The sequence below is a fragment of the Vibrio sp. 1151_11 genome (genome assembly GCF_029478525.1).
In the GTDB taxonomy this organism is placed as follows: domain Bacteria; phylum Pseudomonadota; class Gammaproteobacteria; order Enterobacterales; family Vibrionaceae; genus Vibrio; species Vibrio anguillarum.
Genome location: NZ_SHMN01000001.1, coordinates 233,557 through 251,147, shown reverse-complemented (window position 1 = coordinate 251,147; position 17,591 = coordinate 233,557). Strand labels below are relative to the sequence as shown.

15 protein-coding genes are annotated in these 17,591 nt (G+C 43.1%); 8 read left to right on the top strand and 7 right to left on the bottom strand.

The genetic code is table 11. From position 1 onward, the window contains the following. Nucleotides 1-64: 64 nt before the first annotated feature. Entirely contained in the window at nucleotides 65-1,255 is a 1,191-nt protein-coding gene (locus EXZ60_RS01045; RefSeq protein WP_194575487.1) for an MFS transporter, read from the bottom strand. On the opposite strand from EXZ60_RS01045, the gene EXZ60_RS01040 reads away from it, so the two are divergent. Next, nucleotides 1,254-2,381 carry an endonuclease/exonuclease/phosphatase family protein gene (locus tag EXZ60_RS01040; protein ID WP_277435123.1) on the top strand — a complete coding sequence of 376 codons (1,128 nt, stop codon included), beginning with the start codon at nucleotides 1,254-1,256 and terminating at the stop codon, nucleotides 2,379-2,381. The two genes, EXZ60_RS01045 and EXZ60_RS01040, sit on opposite strands and share 2 nt — an antisense overlap. 12 nt (nucleotides 2,382-2,393) lie before the next feature. Here EXZ60_RS01040 and EXZ60_RS01035 read toward each other — a convergent pair whose 3' ends face one another. Continuing rightward, nucleotides 2,394-2,681 (bottom strand): GNAT family N-acetyltransferase, encoded by a 288-nt coding sequence (locus EXZ60_RS01035; RefSeq protein WP_017042159.1) that lies wholly within the window; start codon nucleotides 2,679-2,681, stop codon nucleotides 2,394-2,396. Nucleotides 2,682-2,817: 136 nt separating this feature from the next. Here EXZ60_RS01035 and EXZ60_RS01030 point away from each other — a divergent pair, with 136 nt between their 5' ends. After that, nucleotides 2,818-3,561 carry a flagellar brake protein gene (locus EXZ60_RS01030; protein ID WP_017042158.1) on the top strand — a complete coding sequence of 248 codons (744 nt, stop codon included), beginning with the start codon at nucleotides 2,818-2,820 and terminating at the stop codon, nucleotides 3,559-3,561. A 44-nt stretch (nucleotides 3,562-3,605) separates the two neighbouring features. Here EXZ60_RS01030 and gltS read toward each other — a convergent pair whose 3' ends face one another. Continuing rightward, nucleotides 3,606-4,832, bottom strand: a complete 1,227-nt coding sequence (gene gltS, locus EXZ60_RS01025) for a sodium/glutamate symporter (protein ID WP_277435122.1) — start codon at nucleotides 4,830-4,832, stop codon at nucleotides 3,606-3,608. A 651-nt stretch (nucleotides 4,833-5,483) separates the two neighbouring features. Here gltS and EXZ60_RS01020 point away from each other — a divergent pair. The 5 genes from EXZ60_RS01020 to sstT all read left to right on the top strand — a co-directional run bounded on the left by EXZ60_RS01020 (nucleotide 5,484) and on the right by sstT (nucleotide 9,598). Continuing rightward, nucleotides 5,484-6,404 carry a DUF368 domain-containing protein gene (locus tag EXZ60_RS01020; protein ID WP_094126690.1) on the top strand — a complete coding sequence of 307 codons (921 nt, stop codon included), beginning with the start codon at nucleotides 5,484-5,486 and terminating at the stop codon, nucleotides 6,402-6,404. Nucleotides 6,405-6,547: 143 nt separating this feature from the next. Next, on the top strand, nucleotides 6,548-6,976 hold the full coding sequence (locus tag EXZ60_RS01015) for a hypothetical protein (RefSeq protein WP_013868356.1): 429 nt from the start codon (nucleotides 6,548-6,550) through the stop codon (nucleotides 6,974-6,976). Then, the gene (locus EXZ60_RS01010; protein WP_088733129.1) at nucleotides 6,973-7,581 is read left to right on the top strand and encodes an SCO family protein; all 609 of its coding nucleotides are present in this window, start codon (nucleotides 6,973-6,975) and stop codon (nucleotides 7,579-7,581) included. The genes EXZ60_RS01015 and EXZ60_RS01010 overlap by 4 nt, the downstream gene beginning before the upstream one ends. A gap of 1 nt (nucleotide 7,582) precedes the next feature. Then, nucleotides 7,583-8,026 (top strand): copper chaperone PCu(A)C, encoded by a 444-nt coding sequence (locus EXZ60_RS01005; protein WP_017048143.1) that lies wholly within the window; start codon nucleotides 7,583-7,585, stop codon nucleotides 8,024-8,026. Nucleotides 8,027-8,380: 354 nt separating this feature from the next. Then, on the top strand, nucleotides 8,381-9,598 hold the full coding sequence (gene sstT / locus EXZ60_RS01000; RefSeq protein ID WP_026028166.1) for a serine/threonine transporter SstT: 1,218 nt from the start codon (nucleotides 8,381-8,383) through the stop codon (nucleotides 9,596-9,598). A gap of 111 nt (nucleotides 9,599-9,709) precedes the next feature. Here sstT and EXZ60_RS00995 read toward each other — a convergent pair whose 3' ends face one another. The 4 genes from EXZ60_RS00995 to lamB all read right to left on the bottom strand — a co-directional run bounded on the left by EXZ60_RS00995 (nucleotide 9,710) and on the right by lamB (nucleotide 15,131). After that, nucleotides 9,710-10,855, bottom strand: coding sequence for a tetratricopeptide repeat protein (locus EXZ60_RS00995; RefSeq protein WP_064626592.1), 1,146 nt, complete (start codon nucleotides 10,853-10,855; stop codon nucleotides 9,710-9,712). Nucleotides 10,856-11,200: 345 nt separating this feature from the next. Next, complete coding sequence (locus tag EXZ60_RS00990; RefSeq protein ID WP_277435121.1) at nucleotides 11,201-12,838, bottom strand: alpha-glucosidase; 1,638 nt, start codon at nucleotides 12,836-12,838, stop codon at nucleotides 11,201-11,203. 148 nt (nucleotides 12,839-12,986) lie between these two features. Next, nucleotides 12,987-13,820 carry a MalM family protein gene (locus EXZ60_RS00985; RefSeq protein WP_129532904.1) on the bottom strand — a complete coding sequence of 278 codons (834 nt, stop codon included), beginning with the start codon at nucleotides 13,818-13,820 and terminating at the stop codon, nucleotides 12,987-12,989. Between the two features lie 111 nt (nucleotides 13,821-13,931). Next, a complete protein-coding gene (lamB, locus tag EXZ60_RS00980; protein WP_017042148.1) occupies nucleotides 13,932-15,131 on the bottom strand; it encodes a maltoporin LamB in 1,200 nt (399 codons plus the stop codon). Nucleotides 15,132-15,605: 474 nt separating this feature from the next. Between lamB and glgX the strand changes: the two genes are divergently transcribed. Next, entirely contained in the window at nucleotides 15,606-17,567 is a 1,962-nt protein-coding gene (gene glgX / locus EXZ60_RS00975) for a glycogen debranching protein GlgX (RefSeq protein ID WP_088729365.1), read from the top strand. Nucleotides 17,568-17,591 lie beyond the last annotated feature (24 nt).

Genomic DNA, 17,591 nt, shown 5'->3' with positions numbered 1-17,591 from the left:
CCCAGATGTTGCTTGTCTAGTGACTATTGGCATCATGTTAAAAGGGTCGTAAACGACCCTTTTGTTATCTGTCGCTCCAACGTAGAATTCTAACTTCATTACCCGCTTCGGGTTTTACTGGAATATTGAGTGATAAAAGCAGCGAAACAAGTGCCATTACCGCTCCAATGTAAAAGACACTCGCCGGAGAGATAAGCCAAATTAAACCAAACGTGGCGGGGATGAACACGGCCGCAATATGGTTAATGGTAAAAGAAACTCCCGCTGTAGACGCCATGTCCGCAGGATCTGCAATTTTCTGAAAATAAGTTTTAATCGCCAAAGCCAAGGCAAAAAAGAGGTGGTCAACCACATAAAGCGCCGCCGCCCAATGTGCGTTTTGTACAAGACCGTACCCAACAAAAACAACAATCAACCCCGTGTATTCAAACAGTAGCGCTTTACGCTCGCCGACTACACCAATGAACTTACCAATACGTTTAGCAAACAAAAAGTTGAACAAATAGTTGATCAAAAACAGTAAGGTAATATCGGCCGCTGAATAGCCAAATTTCTCCACCATAAGGAAACCAGCGAAAACAGTGAAAATTTGCCTACGCGCACCACTCATGAAGGTCAAGGCGTAATACAGCCAATAACGTTTGCGTAGCACGAGCTTTTTATTTTGTGGCACTTCCGCTTTAAATTCAGGAAAGGCAAAGGCAATGAGCAACACCAGCACAAAACCAGCACCGCCAGAAATGACATAGACCCATTTAAAATCGAGCTGAAACACTTCTAATATTACCCACAAAGCACCGTAGGTGATCAGTGATGCAAGTGCTCCAACCGAAATGAGTTTGCCAAGCATTTCTGGTGCTTCATCTTTATTTAACCACTGCAAAGACAAGGATTGTTTAAGCGTTTCAAAGTAGTGGAACCCAGTCGACATCAATAATGTCGTGAGCAGTAACCCGATTAAAGAAGGGAAAAAACCCGTCATCGCGGTTCCTAACGTCAACATACCTAATGAGATCAGGATAAATCGCTGCTCTCGAATGAACAGCAAAACGAATACGGCGGTGAAGGCTAAAAATCCGGGGATTTCTCGTACACTTTGTAATAAGCCAATGTCTGAACCATCGAAATTCGCTTTTTCAATCACGAAATTATTCAACAGTGCCATCCAACTAGAAAATGCAATTGGCACAATAATGGAGATAATCAATAGGAAATTTTGTGGCGTGCGCCAACCTTGAGAGGCTTTAGGGTACATGAGAGATCCTTATCTATGTTTCAGCGCATCATATACTCAAGTCGCCTTAAAAGGCGAGAGCTCATCACAACAGGAAACAAGGTTAGGGATTAGCACTGCTAAATTACACCGTTCGGGTATAAGATCGAGCGAGACACAAATAGTGGGATTTAACATGACGATTACGTTCGCAACGATTAATTTATTCAATTATTTAGCTCCGCCGAACGCATATTATCAGTTCGACAATATTTACACGCAAGCAGAGTGGCAGAAAAAAAAGCAATGGTTTAGCCAGAAGATCAAACAGCTGGATGCCGATATCATTGGCTTTCAAGAAGTTTTCAGTTTTGATGAGCTGCGCAACCAGATGATGGATTTAGGCTATCCGTATGTGGCCTGTGTAGATGAACCTATCGTCAAAGATGGATACATCTACAGCCATCCGGTTGTGGTAATTGCCTCTCGCTATTCTCTGCGCCAAGTGAGCGCCGTACATGGCACGTTACCAAACCAAGCTGCCCCTTTTTGCTTTAATCGTACACCGTTACACGCTACGGTTTGCCTGCCAATGCTCGGGGATATCGATGTCTATATTGTGCATTTTAAATCTCAACGTCCGGCAGAATTGCCTGCGATACCTCATCATCTGATCGATGAATGGCAACAAGAAACGCTAGGACGCTGGCTCTCTACTGTTAAGCGAGGCTTTGAAGCAAACCTGACTCACCAATATATCGTCAATACTCAAAAACAAACTGGGCGGCCTTGTGTGCTAATGGGCGATTTTAATAAACCGTTACATCACGAGGAGTTTCAAGGACTACTATCGCAGGCCTTATACCGCAGACCAGAAACACAACAACCGCTGGCTGGCTATGCGCTTTACGATGCTTGGGATCTGCATACCGAGAGTGTTGAGCAGCCTCGCAAAGCCACTCATTACGCCGGCTCCACGGGATCTGTACTCGACTATATTCTCCTTTCCGCAGACTTCGCGCCTTTTACCCAGCCAATGAAAAGCTATATCAGCCACTATACTGTGCTTGATCAACATCTGGTCAACCCGAGCTATGAGCTCGATAACTTTAGTACTGACCATGCACTGGTCGCGGTCACATTAAAAGTAAACACTACACCGAGCTAATGGGTTTGTATGCTACGACTCTCGATGCAATAAATGCTGCCATTCACTGTGTCGATTTAAATAATGCACAACATAACTACAGACAGGTTTGATGGTGTAACCTTGCGCTTCAATTTGCGGTAATACACTCTCCATCATTATTTTTCCGTATCCTTTACCCTGAAGTTCATCCGGTACGCGAGTCGAAGTAATAAACAGCACTTTATCCTGTTGTTGGTATGTCACAGTAGCGAATAGATTTCCCTCAAGATGTACTTTATATTGACAATTTTGTATATCATGTTGCACTTCATGAATCATGGTAACGTCCTAATTGATATATAAATCAAATAAATTGATATTCTCAGAATTGAATCTTCCAACATCTACCCCTAGAATTTAAACTATTACAAAAATTAGAATAAAATGCAGCTACTGCATCACGGAGAAAATTAAGATGGAATCGCAGTCGGCAGTGCTGAAAGATGAACAGAACCCAAACCGTTCAACCGAACGTAATAAAACCCTATCGACACTTAATAGTACTGATGCGTTATCTATGGTTGAACACAGTAGCGAACTAACCTTAAGTATAACCACTCCCGTTGGTACGAAATTCCAGTGTAAAACGTCATTTATCGGTACCTACTCTCATTCCCATCTCCTTGTAGAAATTCCTAAAATTTCCGCAGATGATCTCTCTTTTTTCTTCCAAGAAGGTTTTTGGATGAATATCAGAGCTATTTCACCACGTGGCGAAGGGGCTTTAATCCATTTTCGTAGCCAGTTGTTACATGTATTGCAAGAGCCTATACCGCTCGCCATGTTATCCATTCCCAACAGCATGCAAGTGACCCAACTGCGCAAAGAAGCTCGTTACGATGTGAATCTAGCAGGAAAAGCAACGGTAGGAACGCATAAGTCGGATTGTGAGGTAAGAGATCTCTCCAAAAGTGGCTGTCGTTTTGTCACACCTCCTCTTGGACGTACTTTCCAAGTGGGTGATAAGATTAGTCTCGAATTATTTACTGATCCTCGCGGCAGCCAATTCTTTGCGCCTTTGATGGGTAAAGTTTGTAACCTGCAACGCTCACTGCACTATGCTCGTTACGGAGTGCAGTTTGATGAAGAAGGTGTCAAAAATGCAAAGAGTTTATTAAGCCAATTGAAGTTTGATGGCACAAAACTAACGCTGAAGTAAGCAATACACCCTAACCAATAAGTTAGGGTGTATTGCTATTATTTTTAACCGAGAAACGAAATATACCCTTGTAATATCACCAAATTCACAATATCCACAAAGAATGCCCCAACGATTGGCACGACCATAAACGCTTGTGGGGATGGACCATATCGTGTCACTAGCGACCCCATATTCATCACAGCGGTTGGCGTTGCTCCAAGACCAAAACCGCAGTGCCCACCAGCGATCACAGCAGCGTCATAATTTGATCCCATGACTTTAAATGTCACAAAATAAGCAAAAATACCCAACACCACCGATTGCACCGCTAAAATCACCAGAAATGGGACAGCCAAGTCAAAAACATTCCATAACTTTAAACTCATGAGTGCCATAGCAAGAAATAGCGATAGAGAAACGGTGCCTAAGATGTCAACGGTTTCAGCATCAATTTTATGAACTTTCGTCAATTCCAGCATATTGGTAATGAACACACCGATGAAAAGCGCATAGACAAAATCGGGGATCATCAACCATTTGATTTCAAATGCACTTACCCACTGTTCTAAATATTTAGCACCAGTGACACAAATAAGAAGGATGAACAAACCCTCAATCACTTTCTTAGCGGTGACTTTATCTTCTTCATATTCATTGTACGTAACCAGCTCTGGGAACTTATCGTGCGTTTTGGTTCCTCGTCCATACTCAGATTCAAACCCGTTTTTATTAATGAGTTTTTGGGCAACTGGGCTACCGATAATCCCACCAATGATCAAACCAAAGGTCGCTGAGGCCATGGCAATTTCTAGCGTATTGCTAAGCCCATAATTGTCGTTGAATGTTTGAGCCCACGCCGCTCCCGTACCGTGTCCACCCGAGAGGGTAATAGAACCGGCGATCAACCCCATCAGTGGGTCAAGACCAAGAGCCGTCGCTAACGATACACCGACGCCATTTTGGATGATGATATAAAACGAGGCAACAGCGAGGAAAAGAAAGACTTTTGCGCCACCCTTAACCAGTTGAGTGTAATTAGCCGCAAGGCCTACGGTGCTGAAAAACATCAGCATAAAAATATTCTGCAACGGCAATGAGAACTCTAAATCTAAGCCGTAAAAATGTAGAAGAGTGATCGCGAAAGCGACAATTAAGCCACCGACGATGGGCTCAGGAATGTTGAATTTTTCCAAGATAGGCAGTTTTGCGTTAATAAAGTGACCTAAAAAAAGCACGCTAATAGCGATTAAGAAAGACTCAAGGGGCCCAATTGAAATTAAATGGTGCATATAACCTCTTATTACTGCTTCACTCATCTTCCTTAATGAGTTTGGAGATCATCAAAGAAAGCTTGATAAACTCGAAAAAAATACGATTGATCGATACGGATCATCCTTATGGATATTGTTTATTTACAATGATATACGATGTTTATTTGATGGGTTTTACGAACGTATGGCCTAACTGGTTTTGCTCGAAAAACATCTTCGCTCACGGCTTTTGATTGTCATTTGCAAACTCTCATTAGACGAGCGAGGAGGCGTATCATACCTAACAGACAAAAAAAGAGCCAACCGCAATGATGCGATTGGCTTATATATAGTGTGAACAAATTCATTCACTAACAACGTCAGTTGGCTAGGTGACCCTCGGCTTTAAGAAGGGTCGAATAGCATTATGCATGAAGTATGCCAACTAAAAAAGGTCTGTTTTTTAGCTGTGCATCGCATTAATTCATCAAAATGTAGTACTTTTTCGCATTACGCAAATTGCATTATGCGAAACGAATGCAAAACAATACTCACTCAGTTGCTATAAAACAAACTAACTTTCTGCGCTTTTTCACCTTAAGCCAGCACCACTCACTCATCTTTTGTACAAGCATTTCTTAGTTATTTCATTATATACTTCCGGCACATACACTTAATCATGCAGATTCAATGAACTATTTCAGTACGTTTTTAAAAGGGATGGCCATGGGCGCCGCCGATGTTGTGCCGGGTGTTTCGGGTGGAACCATTGCATTCATCACTGGTATCTATGACACTTTGCTTGAAAGCATTCGTAGGATTAACCCGAGTTTATTGCGCATAGTCAAACGAGATGGGTTAGCCGCTGCATTTCAACATATTAATGGCTTCTTCTTGCTCGCACTGTTTGGGGGAATATTCACCAGTATCCTCTCTTTGGCTAAACTCATTTCTTGGCTGTTAGCCACGCATCCTATTCCCATTTGGTCATTCTTCTTCGGTTTAATTCTGGTTTCGGTGTTCCATATTGTGAAACAAATTGAGCAGTTCAAACTTTCTCGGTTGCTCTTCGCTTTGCTGGGAATTGCGTTTGCTTACAGTATTACGGTACTTAACCCAATGCAGATGGAACCAACAGCGCTGAACACAGTTCTAGCCGGTGCTATTGCCATCTGCGCCATGATTCTACCGGGAATTTCAGGCAGTTTTATCCTGTTGCTGATTGGTATGTACGCACCGGTACTGGGCGCGGTGAAAGAGATGCAAGCCGATATTTTGGCACTCTTTCTACTCGGATGTGTCGGTGGTTTACTGAGTTTTTCTCACGTATTATCTTGGTTACTCAAACAATTTAGAGATTTGACCTTAATTTTTCTTACGGGATTAATGATCGGCACCTTACCCAAAATCTGGCCTTGGAAAGAAACGCTCACTTGGCGAACCAATTCTCACGGCGAGCTCGTTCCTTTACTACAGCGAAACCTTTCTCCATTGGAATTTGAGTCCATCACTTCACAGCCTTCGCAACTGCTGGTAGCCATTTTATTGATGCTTTGCGCTGTTGCCCTCGTGCTTGGCTTGGAGCAATATGCAAAACATCACGATGTGTAAATCACACCGCATAGCATGAATGAGAAAAGGTGGGGAAACTCACCTTTACTATATTGATTTGTTGCACATTTTATCCATTCGTCACCACTGAAAAAAGATAGCTGTGATAACATTCGCGTTTTATAACCGCTTGGATTGTCCCCATGCACAACGCAATCAAAATCGGCGTCTTTGTTCTAGCCCTGCTAGCGGGTTACTTTAGCAGCGATATTTTCAATTGGCTCTCTTCAACCCACTCTTCTCCAGACATTAATCGATATTGCCAATTGTCGAGTGCCCCTTGTCGACAAGGAGATGTTGTCATGACATTGGCACACGATAAATCTCAACCTTTGGTGGCTAACACTCTGACCGTTGAATGGCCGCAAGCCAATGCAAGTAAACTCACACTCACACTCAATGGGCTAGAGATGGAGATGGGCACCGCTAAATATGTACTGACGCCGCAGGAAGACGGGCTCTACACAGCACAGATTGTACTCCCAGTTTGCACGACTGAAAAAATGACATGGATTGGCGAACTCTCTGATGGTCGTACCCAAGTATTTCCGGCAATAAGGATGGAAAGATGAGTAAAAATTGGTCTCTGGCATTGGTGGTTGCGTTTGTATTAGGCTTTGGCATAAAAACCTATTTTGATACGCAGCAAAGTATGGATTTAGAGAGCGGTAATAGCTCATCTTCTGAGGTAATTTTATTTGGCAAAGCAAATCAACCCATCTCTATTTTTAATACTAAAGATGAACGCATACGTGTTGTTTACTTCGGCTTTACACGCTGCCCAGATGTCTGCCCAACATCTCTGGCTATGTTAGCAGGTGCACTCAATCAACTGGATGATGTAACCAAAGCAAAGCTGCGCCCTTTATTTATCTCTCTCGATCCAGAGCGTGACGCTGCTGATGCTTCTCATCAATACGCCCAATATTTCCACCCTATGATCGAGGGACTTTCTGCTCCTTTAGACATTACAACACCACTGGCGCATCAGTATGGCGTCATTTTCCGTAAAACCGAATTAAAGGGATCTGAACTGAAATACACATTAGATCACAGCTCCTACTTCTACTTTTTACAACCAGATGGAACATTAATCACTAAAGTTCCACACACGCTTTCACCGGCTCCCATTGTTGAAGCCATCAAAACAATAATGACGTCATCACAAGGAAAATAACATGAAGCTCAATGCTCTTTTTTTAGCAAGCCTTGCCTTTAGCCCACTTGCTTTTGCGAACACAGATATTATGGTACATCACCCTTACGCACGTGCTACCGCACCAACCGCCACCACCAGCGCAGTATTTTCTCAAATCATGAATAAAGGTGAAACGGACCGTTTCATTGTATCGGCCAACACCGATGTGGCAGGGAAAGTTGAGTTGCATGATGTAATCACCGAAGGAGATGTGATGAAAATGCGTCAAGTCACTGAATTTAAAATTCCGGCCAAAGGGCACGTCGAACTCAAACCGGGCGGCTTGCACATCATGCTTTTTGATTTGAAGAAACCATTGGTTGAAGGTGAAAAGATTGACGTACAACTGACCTTTGCCAATGGTGAGCAGCAAACCATTACTGCACCAGTAAAAAAAGTGATGAGTGGTATGGCACACCATTAAAAAGAAGAGGGTGAGCGATGTTGGCTTACCCTCTTTTATCATCGCACTAAACGCTCATTGACCAGTCTAATGGCGAGAGCGAGACATCCCGACGAGAGGCTTATCATTCCACCACCACAAATGCTACATTTTATTTACATTTCACTCAAAATCGATTGCATTTCCACACATTGATTAATTATTTGTGCTGATTATCAATTAATTCTAGACACAATATCCCGCGTAGATATCATTACCCCCTTCAGTGGAGCTCACTGATGTCACTATAACTCTATTTGTCTACCATAACCGATGCTATGGCTTCATAGTATTTAGGTCATGCAGGATGTAATTCGATTTATTGCAGGGATAACTATGCAAAGCAACAATATTTTCGCCCGTTTTGCGCGTGGCAATTTGGTTCTGCAAATACTCGCCGGTATCGTTCTCGGTGGGATATTAGCAACCCTTTCACCCGATGATGCGAAAAGCGTCGGCCTACTTGGCGACCTTTTCGTTGGCGCACTTAAAGCCGTAGCGCCGATCCTCGTGTTTATTTTGGTCGCCGCGTCCATCGCAAACCAAAAGAAAAACCAACACACTTATATGCGCCCAATCGTGGTGCTTTACCTTTTTGGAACCTTCACCGCCGCTCTTACTGCCGTTGTATTGAGCTTTATCTTCCCTACAACCTTAACATTGGTTGCGGGGGCAGAAGGTGCAACGCCTCCTCAAGGCATCGCTGAAGTGCTTAATACCCTGTTGTTTAAGCTGGTTGATAACCCAGTCAATGCTCTAATGAGTGCAAACTATATTGGCATTCTGGCATGGGCTGTTGGGTTGGGCTTAGCTTTACACCATGCCTCAGCAACAACTAAAGCCGTATTTGAAGATTTAAGCCACGGCGTTTCACAAATTGTGCGTTTTATTATTCGCCTAGCACCGTTTGGTATTTTCGGCTTGGTTGCATCCACGTTTGCCACGACTGGCTTTGAATCTTTGGCTGGTTATGCCAATCTTTTATTCGTATTGCTCAGTGCCATGTTGATCATCGCATTAGTTGTCAACCCAATCATTGTGTACGCGAAAACTCGCCAAAACCCGTATCCATTGGTGTTCCAGTGCTTGCGTGAAAGTGGTGTCACCGCATTTTTCACACGTTCAAGCGCTGCCAATATCCCAGTAAACATGGCATTGTGTGAGAAACTAAAACTGGATGAAGATACTTATTCAGTCTCGATCCCACTCGGCGCGACCATTAATATGGCTGGTGCCGCCATTACTATCACGGTTCTCACCCTAGCTGCAGTAAACACAGTAGGTATTGAAATTGACCTGATGACAGCTTTGCTACTGAGCATCGTTGCTGCTGTTTCTGCATGTGGCGCATCCGGTGTGGCTGGTGGTTCACTGCTGCTGATCCCGCTCGCATGTGGGCTATTTGGCATTTCAAATGACGTAGCAATGCAGGTTGTTGCCGTTGGCTTTATCATAGGCGTGATTCAAGATTCAGCCGAAACCGCGCTCAACAGCTCCACAGATGTTGTCTTCACCGCTGCGGTTTGCCAAGCTGAGCACAATAAATCAGCATAATCATTCGATACACTAAAACCGATACCAACAAAAATCCCCAGCCGATTCGCTGGGGATTTTCATTTCAGAGATTTTTTATTTATAGTGCTTAGCCACTTTATCGATCCAGCATTACCTGTCCATTGAAGTATTGGAGAAATCTAATCGCGTTAGAACCTCATGATCATCAGATGGGCTGGATGACAAACGCTCTTCGGAGGCATCCGCCACTACGCTCAATGAGAGATCGTCTTCATCAGGCAACTCCCCTTTCTCTGGGATAGGGATCCCACGTTTGTAGAGCTTGTTCAGCGCCTTAATAATTGAGTGTTTACTTACAGTACCCGCGCCGATTTTCTTCATGAGTGGTTTGGCCAACGATTGCAACCCCACAACAGAATCGACACCGATACGTGAGCCCACTTGATCTCTTAGCACCTTTGCTGGTTCAAAACCAAAATGAGCCGATAAAAATAACCAAATATAAGCAATAGCATTGCCATTTGAACCTTTATCTATCCAAGCTTCTCCTGCGTGATACATCGCCTCTACATGACCTTTTTCAGAAGCTCGCTCTAACCAATAACAAGCTTTACTGTGGTCCATTGCGACACCAACACCCTTAAGGTAATTCAAGCCTAGTTTCATCTGTCCTATCGGGCTATTTAGCTTCGCGGCTTTGGAATACCAAAATGTTGAATCCGCTGGTGATGGCGCAATATTGTCATGTGAAACACACCAATCCCCCATGAAAATCACAGCGTCGAGCAAATTCGCTTCCGCAGCCTCTTGTACTAACGAGACTCCTTTCGCAGTATTCGCTTCCACGCCACGGCCATGAATATAGGCCATGCCAGTTTCATACTTTGCGGTTAAGTTACCTTCAATTCCTGCAATACAAGTCTGCCAAAACTTCTCTTTTTCCCGAAAAATCAGATCATCTCGAAACTTTTGGCAAATCCGAACAACACCATACATTCCCGTAACATTGTCATAATTTGCCGCTTTGTCATACCAGTACATCGCCTCTTTGAGGTTGGTTCGTTCGGCTTCTTTCGCTAAATACAAAATCGTCGGCACATGGCCTGTTTCGGCCTTAAACAAGCGATCTTGTCTTTCTTGTTCACGTGATTTTTCTATCGCTTTGCGATAAGCGATTTCTCTCTCTTTTCTCTCTTCCTCTAAGCGTTTTTTGCGCAAAGAGAGCGAAAACATCCACACGAAGATGAGGATAAGTGATAACCCGGTTGCGCCTATGGCAATCCCAATAGTGCTCATTGATTCAAATCTTATTTAGCTGATTAACTTCATTATCGACCATTTTTCTCAATCTTTGAAAAAGTCTGACCACATTCATTCTGTCTCGAACTATTTAAAGCATACGAAACAGTCAAATTCGTTCATCCAAAACAGAGAGGCCACTCTATATCTAATGCTCGTGATATCTAATGCTCGTGGATTAATTAAGCCACATAGCCTTAGCACTAAGATAGTACCGTACTCTTTTCAAGAGTGTTACGCACAATCACACTAATTGAGGAATAGATTCCGATTTGGGTCAATGAATGAAAAAACGCAGCCAAATCGCTGCGTTCATTCCAGATCAAAAATGAGCCACTCACTTTACTCTCTCATCAAAACCGCGATGGAGTGATAAGGCTCGAGTACTAGGTTTTCTTCTAATTTTTCAATCTCTTGATAATTAGAGCTCAAACACTCCACCGCTCTCAATTGAAACTTTTCGGGCATTGTTAAACAAACCGTGGCCGATGAAAAATTACTGACCACGACAATTTGCTCACCTTGGTACTCGCGCACATAGCCAAACACTTGGTCATGTTCTTCAAATAAAGGCGTGAACGATCCATAGACGATGGACAGGTGTTTTTTACGCAGTGCAATTAACTTTTTATAGTGATGGTAAATCGATTGTTTATCAGCAAGCGCTTGTTCAACATTGACTTTTAGGTAGTTAGGATTCGCCTCTATCCACGGAGAACCTTGAGTAAATCCGCCGTGTTTATCCGCTGACCATTGCATTGGCGTTCGAGCGTTATCGCGGCTGTTTTGATGAATAGCATCCAGCATATGCTGATGAGAAACGCCCGATTCTGTCTTCACACGATAAAAATTTAACGTCTCGATGTCTCGGTATTGATCGAGCGAATCGAAGGCCACATTCGTCATACCAATCTCTTCGCCTTGATAAATATAAGGCGTGCCTTTCAGAAAGTGTAAGCTCGTTGCCAACATTTTCGCAGATTCAACTCGGTAGCGTTTGTCATCACCATACTTAGATACAGCGCGTGGTAGGTCATGATTATTCCAAAATAATGAATTCCAACCCTGATCGGCAAGCTCAATCTGCCACTTGGTTAATACCTGTTTAAACTGCTTAAGATCTAACGGAATAGGGTTCCATTTGTCACCATGCTCCCACGTCAAAGTGATGTGTTCAAATTGGAAAACCATCGATAACTCACGACGACTCGGCGCACTGTACAGTTTTGCAATGTCTGGTGTGGCTCCCCAAGTTTCTCCCACGGTCAGCAGATCTTGATTACCAAAGGTGGCGGCATTCATTTGCTGTAATAACGGATGCAAGCGCGGGCCATTACCAGTAATGCCCTTATCAATTTCTTTGCCAATTAAATCAATAACATCTAATCGAAAACCACCAATACCCTGTTCAATCCACCAATTCATCATGCTGTGCACTTCTTGCTGCACTTTAGGGTTTTCCCAATTCAGATCTGGCTGACGTTTAGAAAAAAGGTGGAAGTAATATTGCTGCGTTTGCTCATCCCAGTGCCAAGCACTGCCACCAAAAATTGACCCTATATCATCCGGTACACTGCCATCCGGTTTTGCATCCCGCCAAATGTAGTAATCTCGATACGGATTGTCTCGTGATTGCTTCGCTTGTAAAAACCATTGGTGTTCATCCGATGTGTGATTAACGACAAGATCCATCACTATCTTAATATTGCGTTTTTGTGCTTCGCTCAGTAAACGCTGCATATCTTCCATGGAACCAAACTCTTGAGCTATTGCTTGGTAGTCAGAAATATCATAACCGTTATCATCCATTGGAGATTGATAAACAGGAGATAGCCAAATAACGTTAATGCCTAACTCTGCAAGGTAATCAAGCTTACTAATAATGCCATTTAAATCGCCGATACCATCGTGATTAGAATCGTAAAAACTGCGCGGGTATATTTGGTATACCACAGCGCTATGCCACCATTTGGGTTCCATGATATTTATCTCTGCATTGAATGATCTAGTGAGTTCTAAAGTGAGAGAAGTGATAATTCGCTTGTCATCTTTAGTAATCGAAGCTCAGAATTTTGAGACTAGAAAAAGAAAGGCGTCCACATAGGGACGCCAGTAGTACGATTTTTAATTATTTCTCATTCACGGCTTTAACAAAGACTTCTTGTGCTCCATCAATACCTAGCGCTTTGGCTTCATCAAGTAAGCTAAGTGCTTTAGATATATCGTTCGCTTTTACCGCTTTCTGAATCGATACCTTGTAGTAAGTTTCAGTATCTGGCTGCACTTTTTTTGTCAGTTTTGCTTCATCCGTTGAAACTGTCTTTACTTTATTCTCAGGCTTCACAAACGATAGAAAGCTGGGACCAGAAACATCCAACTCAATGGTTCCAGTCAAACCGTGTGGCATCGGAATATCTTTTAATTCCGGCATGTAGTTACCACGGCCTTCGGCATCAATACGTCCGGGATGTGCTACATAAGTTACGCCTGACAGATCTTTTTCCTTTGCATAAACAATAAGTAACAGCGTCTTATGACCTTGAGGAGGATAAAACTCCAAATCAGCAACCAGACGATTACCCAAATTTAAACGTGGCTTGCGATATTCGAACTCAGTGTCGGTGTACGATTCTAAAACGGTTCCTGTTTTATCTGTGATAACAACATAAGGATAAAATACTGAATCTTGAATTTCGCTGGTGACCGTTAAATTCATTTGGCCACGATCGGCTGGTATTTCAAACACGGCGACAGGGCTATGAATCAATGAGTTATGCAAGCGCTGAGTATTGGCTGTGAGCACCATTTTTGTTGTACTCGGTAGCTTCACTTTTGTGACTTGTAGTTGTTCTATATTATTGACAGCTTGCACTGCCGAACTTTGTGTTTGCTCAACAACAGGAGCTGTTTGACAGCCAGTTAAAGCAATGCAACTACCTAATAGTAGTGTTTTAAAAACCATTTTCCGCTCCTTTAGTATTTTTTTAACGACTCATCTCCGAGTCGTTAAAAAAATAGCCGACATCAGTCGGCTATCAGCATATGGATTTAGACTAATAAGAACAAGGAGGAATTACCACCAAGCTTCCACTTGAATGCCAACGACGTATTCAGTGTCTTTGCCAGTTGCAAATGCATTTTTGTTTTCGGTATCAAGTAGGTATGAGCCGTATACACGGAACTCTGGACGAGCCCAGAAGCTGTCTCCCATTGCCCACGCTTGTGCAACTGTCAATTTCGCATTGCCGAAATCTTCTGTTGCTGTGCCTGCACTATTAATTTTCTCACCAGCGTTATAGCCAGCTTCAAATACAGTGCGCATTGTCTCATCCCATTTGTACATTGGGCGCACAACAACTGAATACTGATCAATGTCTTTTTTACTAGCCCCAATATCAGAACCTGCTAAGTACGCAAGTTGATGGCCCATTTCCCACGATTGACCAAAACTCACTACACCCCAGTTTAATAAACGGTAGCCAGTTGCATCGTTCTGATCTGCATTACCACGGTTATAATAAGTGCCTGCCCCCCAAAGATTAGCCGCTTGCACGCCATAACCATTGGTACCCACTTGAAGAATTGTTTGGTTAAAGCCGTTTGATAGGCCTTGGTGCAGAATGGCTGATGCCAACAAACCATCATCAGCTTGCTCTGTTGCATCACCTTTTTCGGTTGCAAAGTTATAAGCCAATGCAAATTCTAGATTCGCATTTTCCCAAAGACCGATATTGGCTAAGCGCGCATCAAAGATATAACCCGTTGAGTTGGTATTATCGCCATCTTGGATCAAAGCAAGTGACAGTTTCTGATTGCCGACTGATAGGTTTTGAATACCGCCACCTGTACCAGAAGTGTTCAAGAAATAGAAATCGGTGATGTGGATATCTTTACGTTGGTAATAAGATTTACCCGCCCAAATTTCAGCAGACTCATCACCAGCAATAAGACCTTTAGCTTTTACCGCAAACTGAGCAACGTTAAAATCGCCATCTTCCCAACCATTTGCACCTTTGTTACCTTGTGCAATCATTGATTCGACACGCCAAGTTTGCTCGCCTGTCTTTAACTCCTCAGCAAAACCAAACTCATAGTAGTTGTCGTTTTCGTTACCGAGACGACCTACCCCATTCTTGTTAACAGCAAGATCACCATTACCCTGACCACTAATTCCGGTACCCGCGCGGAAATAACCATTAAAATCAACAGCAAAAGCAGAACCTGCTGCTAGAGTAGCAGCCACTGCGGCAGCAATTACACTTACTTTTTTCATTCTTAACTCCATTAAGGACGATTTATATTTATGGAAAATTTTAACTACGGACAGCATTTAAAACTTTCACTCTTCTCCTATTGGAACCTGCAAGGCAGTTGACAGATAGACGCTAAAAGAAGAGGTAAGACGGGACTAGGTCCCCAGTTGTTTCAACGGTGATAAGGTTACTAAAGGCGTAATAAGCTTGCTTCCTCCACCTCAAAGTAATTTGGGGGGGAGGAGAAAGGATGAGTAATTTTATAGTATGGCGTTTTTAAAACGCGGATCACGGATTTCAGGGGGAGGAGATCAGTTAATGGTTATAAAATAGAATACAAAATGCCTTATTGATCACTATTTAGGGCCAATAACATCATTAAAATGAAATAAAATTACATTCAAATTTTATTCATTGGGCGCTTGACCTAATATCAACAAAGCTTTTTACTTAAAGCGATGACGTGCAGCAAAATAACAATTAAAGATGCCCATATGAAATGTACTATTTCTAGCCCTTACCCACTCGGTGCAACCCTTGATAACACAGGTTGCAATTTTGCTATTCATGCTCCAGCAAATAAACAGCTTCTACTCGCTCTGTTTGATCAACAGGGAAGTTTCACCACCCACGAGTTAGAGAATGAATATGCGGGCGTGAAGTACACTCATGTGCCAAACATTAAAGCAGGGCAAAAATACGGTTACCTCATTTTAAATGGTGACGAGCCGCACTATATTTCCGACCCCTACGCGAAGGCGATAGATAAAAACTTAGGCTATAAAACACCATTTAGTTCAAAAAAGAGTTTCGAGCTGCCTAAGTGTGTCGTGGTTGACGATCAATTCGATTGGCAATCAACTAAAAAGCCACACATACCTCGCGATAAGACTATTTTGTTTGAGACCCATGTCAAAGGGGTGACCAAACTCAATCCACGTGTGCCTAAAGCAGAACAAGGTACTTATTTAGGCTTAATCAGTGAGGAGATGCTGGAGTTTTATCGCAAGCAAAACATCAACACACTACAGCTACTGCCCATCGCGGCTTGTATGCATGAGCCACATCTATTGGATATGGGCAAAGTCAACTATTGGGGATATAACCCCTACCTGTTTATGGTGCCAGATCCACGTTATGCGCAAAAAGATGCGGTAACGGAACTGAAAACGGCTATCAGAGAACTGCATCGTCACGGAATTGAAGTGATACTGGATGTGGTTTATAACCACTCAGCGGAGGGGGGCGAAGATGGGCCTATTTTCAATTTAAAAGCACTCGACCCTAAATATTATTTAAAACACGGTCAACATTACGCGAATTTTACCGGTTGTGGTAACACCATTGATCTCTCTTATCAACCCGCCCTTAACCTAGTCATGGACACGCTGCGCTACTGGGTTAGCGAATACCAAATCGATGGTTTTCGTTTTGATTTGGCCGCAACGCTTGGAAGAAATGGCGATAATTTCAGCCCCGATGCTGCGTTCTTTAAAGCGGTGGCGCAAGATCCAACATTAAAACGAGTCAAATTGATTGCAGAGCCTTGGGATATTGGTCCAAACGGTTACCAAGTAGGCAATTTTCCTTTCGGTTGGAATGAATGTAACGACAAATTACGTGATATCACACGCAGCTTCTGGCGCGGCGATCAAGGCTATTTAAAAGAGTTCGCCACACGCTTAATGGGCTCGCGCGACTTGTACAGTGCCGCCAACTGGCCCTACAAACTGACCGTCAATTACATCACTTATCATGATGGCTTCACCATGCAAGATTTGGTGTCATACAAGCATAAGCACAATGAAGCGAATGGTGAACAGAACCGAGATGGTCACGGTGACAATCGCTCCGACAACTATGGCGTCGAAGGCGAAACAGAGAACATGGTGATAAAAGCAACTCGCGAAAAGCAAAAACGCAACATGATGGCGAGCTTACTTTTTGCTTTTGGCATTCCTCATATTCTCACCGCGGATGTGCTTTCTCATACTCAGCAAGGTAATAACAACGCTTATTGCCAAGACAATGAGATCAGTTGGCTTGACTGGAACATGACCGAACGCAAAAGCTACTTCAAGCATTGGTTGAGTCAAATGGTGGCGGCAAGACACCTTTATATGGTGCCCTTTATTCGTGCTTTTAGCGGTGAGGAACGTAATGCCAACCGCGTATTCTGGCGACGCGTGGATGGCACACTGATGGAACATGATGATTGGAACCGCTTAAGTTCTGTGGCGTTGCAAATGGGCATTGGATCGGATGGGGCTGAAATGCTCTATTTGATCAACCAAACCAATGCACCCGCTCGTTTTACTCTACCTAAAGATCGTAACCAAAACTGGGAAGTGATATGCGATACCAATTTACGTAACGTACAACCCGGCCATGCAGAAGGGGAGTTGTTACAGTCGCCCATATCAATGACAATTTTGCACTACCAACCTGAAGTATAAAATCAAGCGATGCACATCGCTTGA

What these genes read in the sequence shown, in the direction of transcription:
- sstT (WP_026028166.1), top strand. Translation starts at nt 8,381, where the DNA reads ATGCAAAGCAACAATATTTTCGCCCGTTTTGCGCGTGGCAATTTGGTT.
- EXZ60_RS00990 (WP_277435121.1), bottom strand. Translation starts at nt 12,838, where the DNA reads ATGGAACCCAAATGGTGGCATAGCGCTGTGGTATACCAAATATACCCG.
- EXZ60_RS00985 (WP_129532904.1), bottom strand. Translation starts at nt 13,820, where the DNA reads ATGGTTTTTAAAACACTACTATTAGGTAGTTGCATTGCTTTAACTGGC.
- EXZ60_RS00995 (WP_064626592.1), bottom strand. Translation starts at nt 10,855, where the DNA reads ATGAGCACTATTGGGATTGCCATAGGCGCAACCGGGTTATCACTTATC.
- EXZ60_RS01005 (WP_017048143.1), top strand. Translation starts at nt 7,583, where the DNA reads ATGAAGCTCAATGCTCTTTTTTTAGCAAGCCTTGCCTTTAGCCCACTT.
- gltS (WP_277435122.1), bottom strand. Translation starts at nt 4,832, where the DNA reads ATGCACCATTTAATTTCAATTGGGCCCCTTGAGTCTTTCTTAATCGCT.
- EXZ60_RS01030 (WP_017042158.1), top strand. Translation starts at nt 2,818, where the DNA reads ATGGAATCGCAGTCGGCAGTGCTGAAAGATGAACAGAACCCAAACCGT.
- EXZ60_RS01035 (WP_017042159.1), bottom strand. Translation starts at nt 2,681, where the DNA reads ATGATTCATGAAGTGCAACATGATATACAAAATTGTCAATATAAAGTA.
- glgX (WP_088729365.1), top strand. Translation starts at nt 15,606, where the DNA reads ATGAAATGTACTATTTCTAGCCCTTACCCACTCGGTGCAACCCTTGAT.
- EXZ60_RS01040 (WP_277435123.1), top strand. Translation starts at nt 1,254, where the DNA reads ATGAGAGATCCTTATCTATGTTTCAGCGCATCATATACTCAAGTCGCC.
- EXZ60_RS01015 (WP_013868356.1), top strand. Translation starts at nt 6,548, where the DNA reads ATGCACAACGCAATCAAAATCGGCGTCTTTGTTCTAGCCCTGCTAGCG.
- lamB (WP_017042148.1), bottom strand. Translation starts at nt 15,131, where the DNA reads ATGAAAAAAGTAAGTGTAATTGCTGCCGCAGTGGCTGCTACTCTAGCA.
- EXZ60_RS01045 (WP_194575487.1), bottom strand. Translation starts at nt 1,255, where the DNA reads ATGTACCCTAAAGCCTCTCAAGGTTGGCGCACGCCACAAAATTTCCTA.
- EXZ60_RS01020 (WP_094126690.1), top strand. Translation starts at nt 5,484, where the DNA reads ATGAACTATTTCAGTACGTTTTTAAAAGGGATGGCCATGGGCGCCGCC.
- EXZ60_RS01010 (WP_088733129.1), top strand. Translation starts at nt 6,973, where the DNA reads ATGAGTAAAAATTGGTCTCTGGCATTGGTGGTTGCGTTTGTATTAGGC.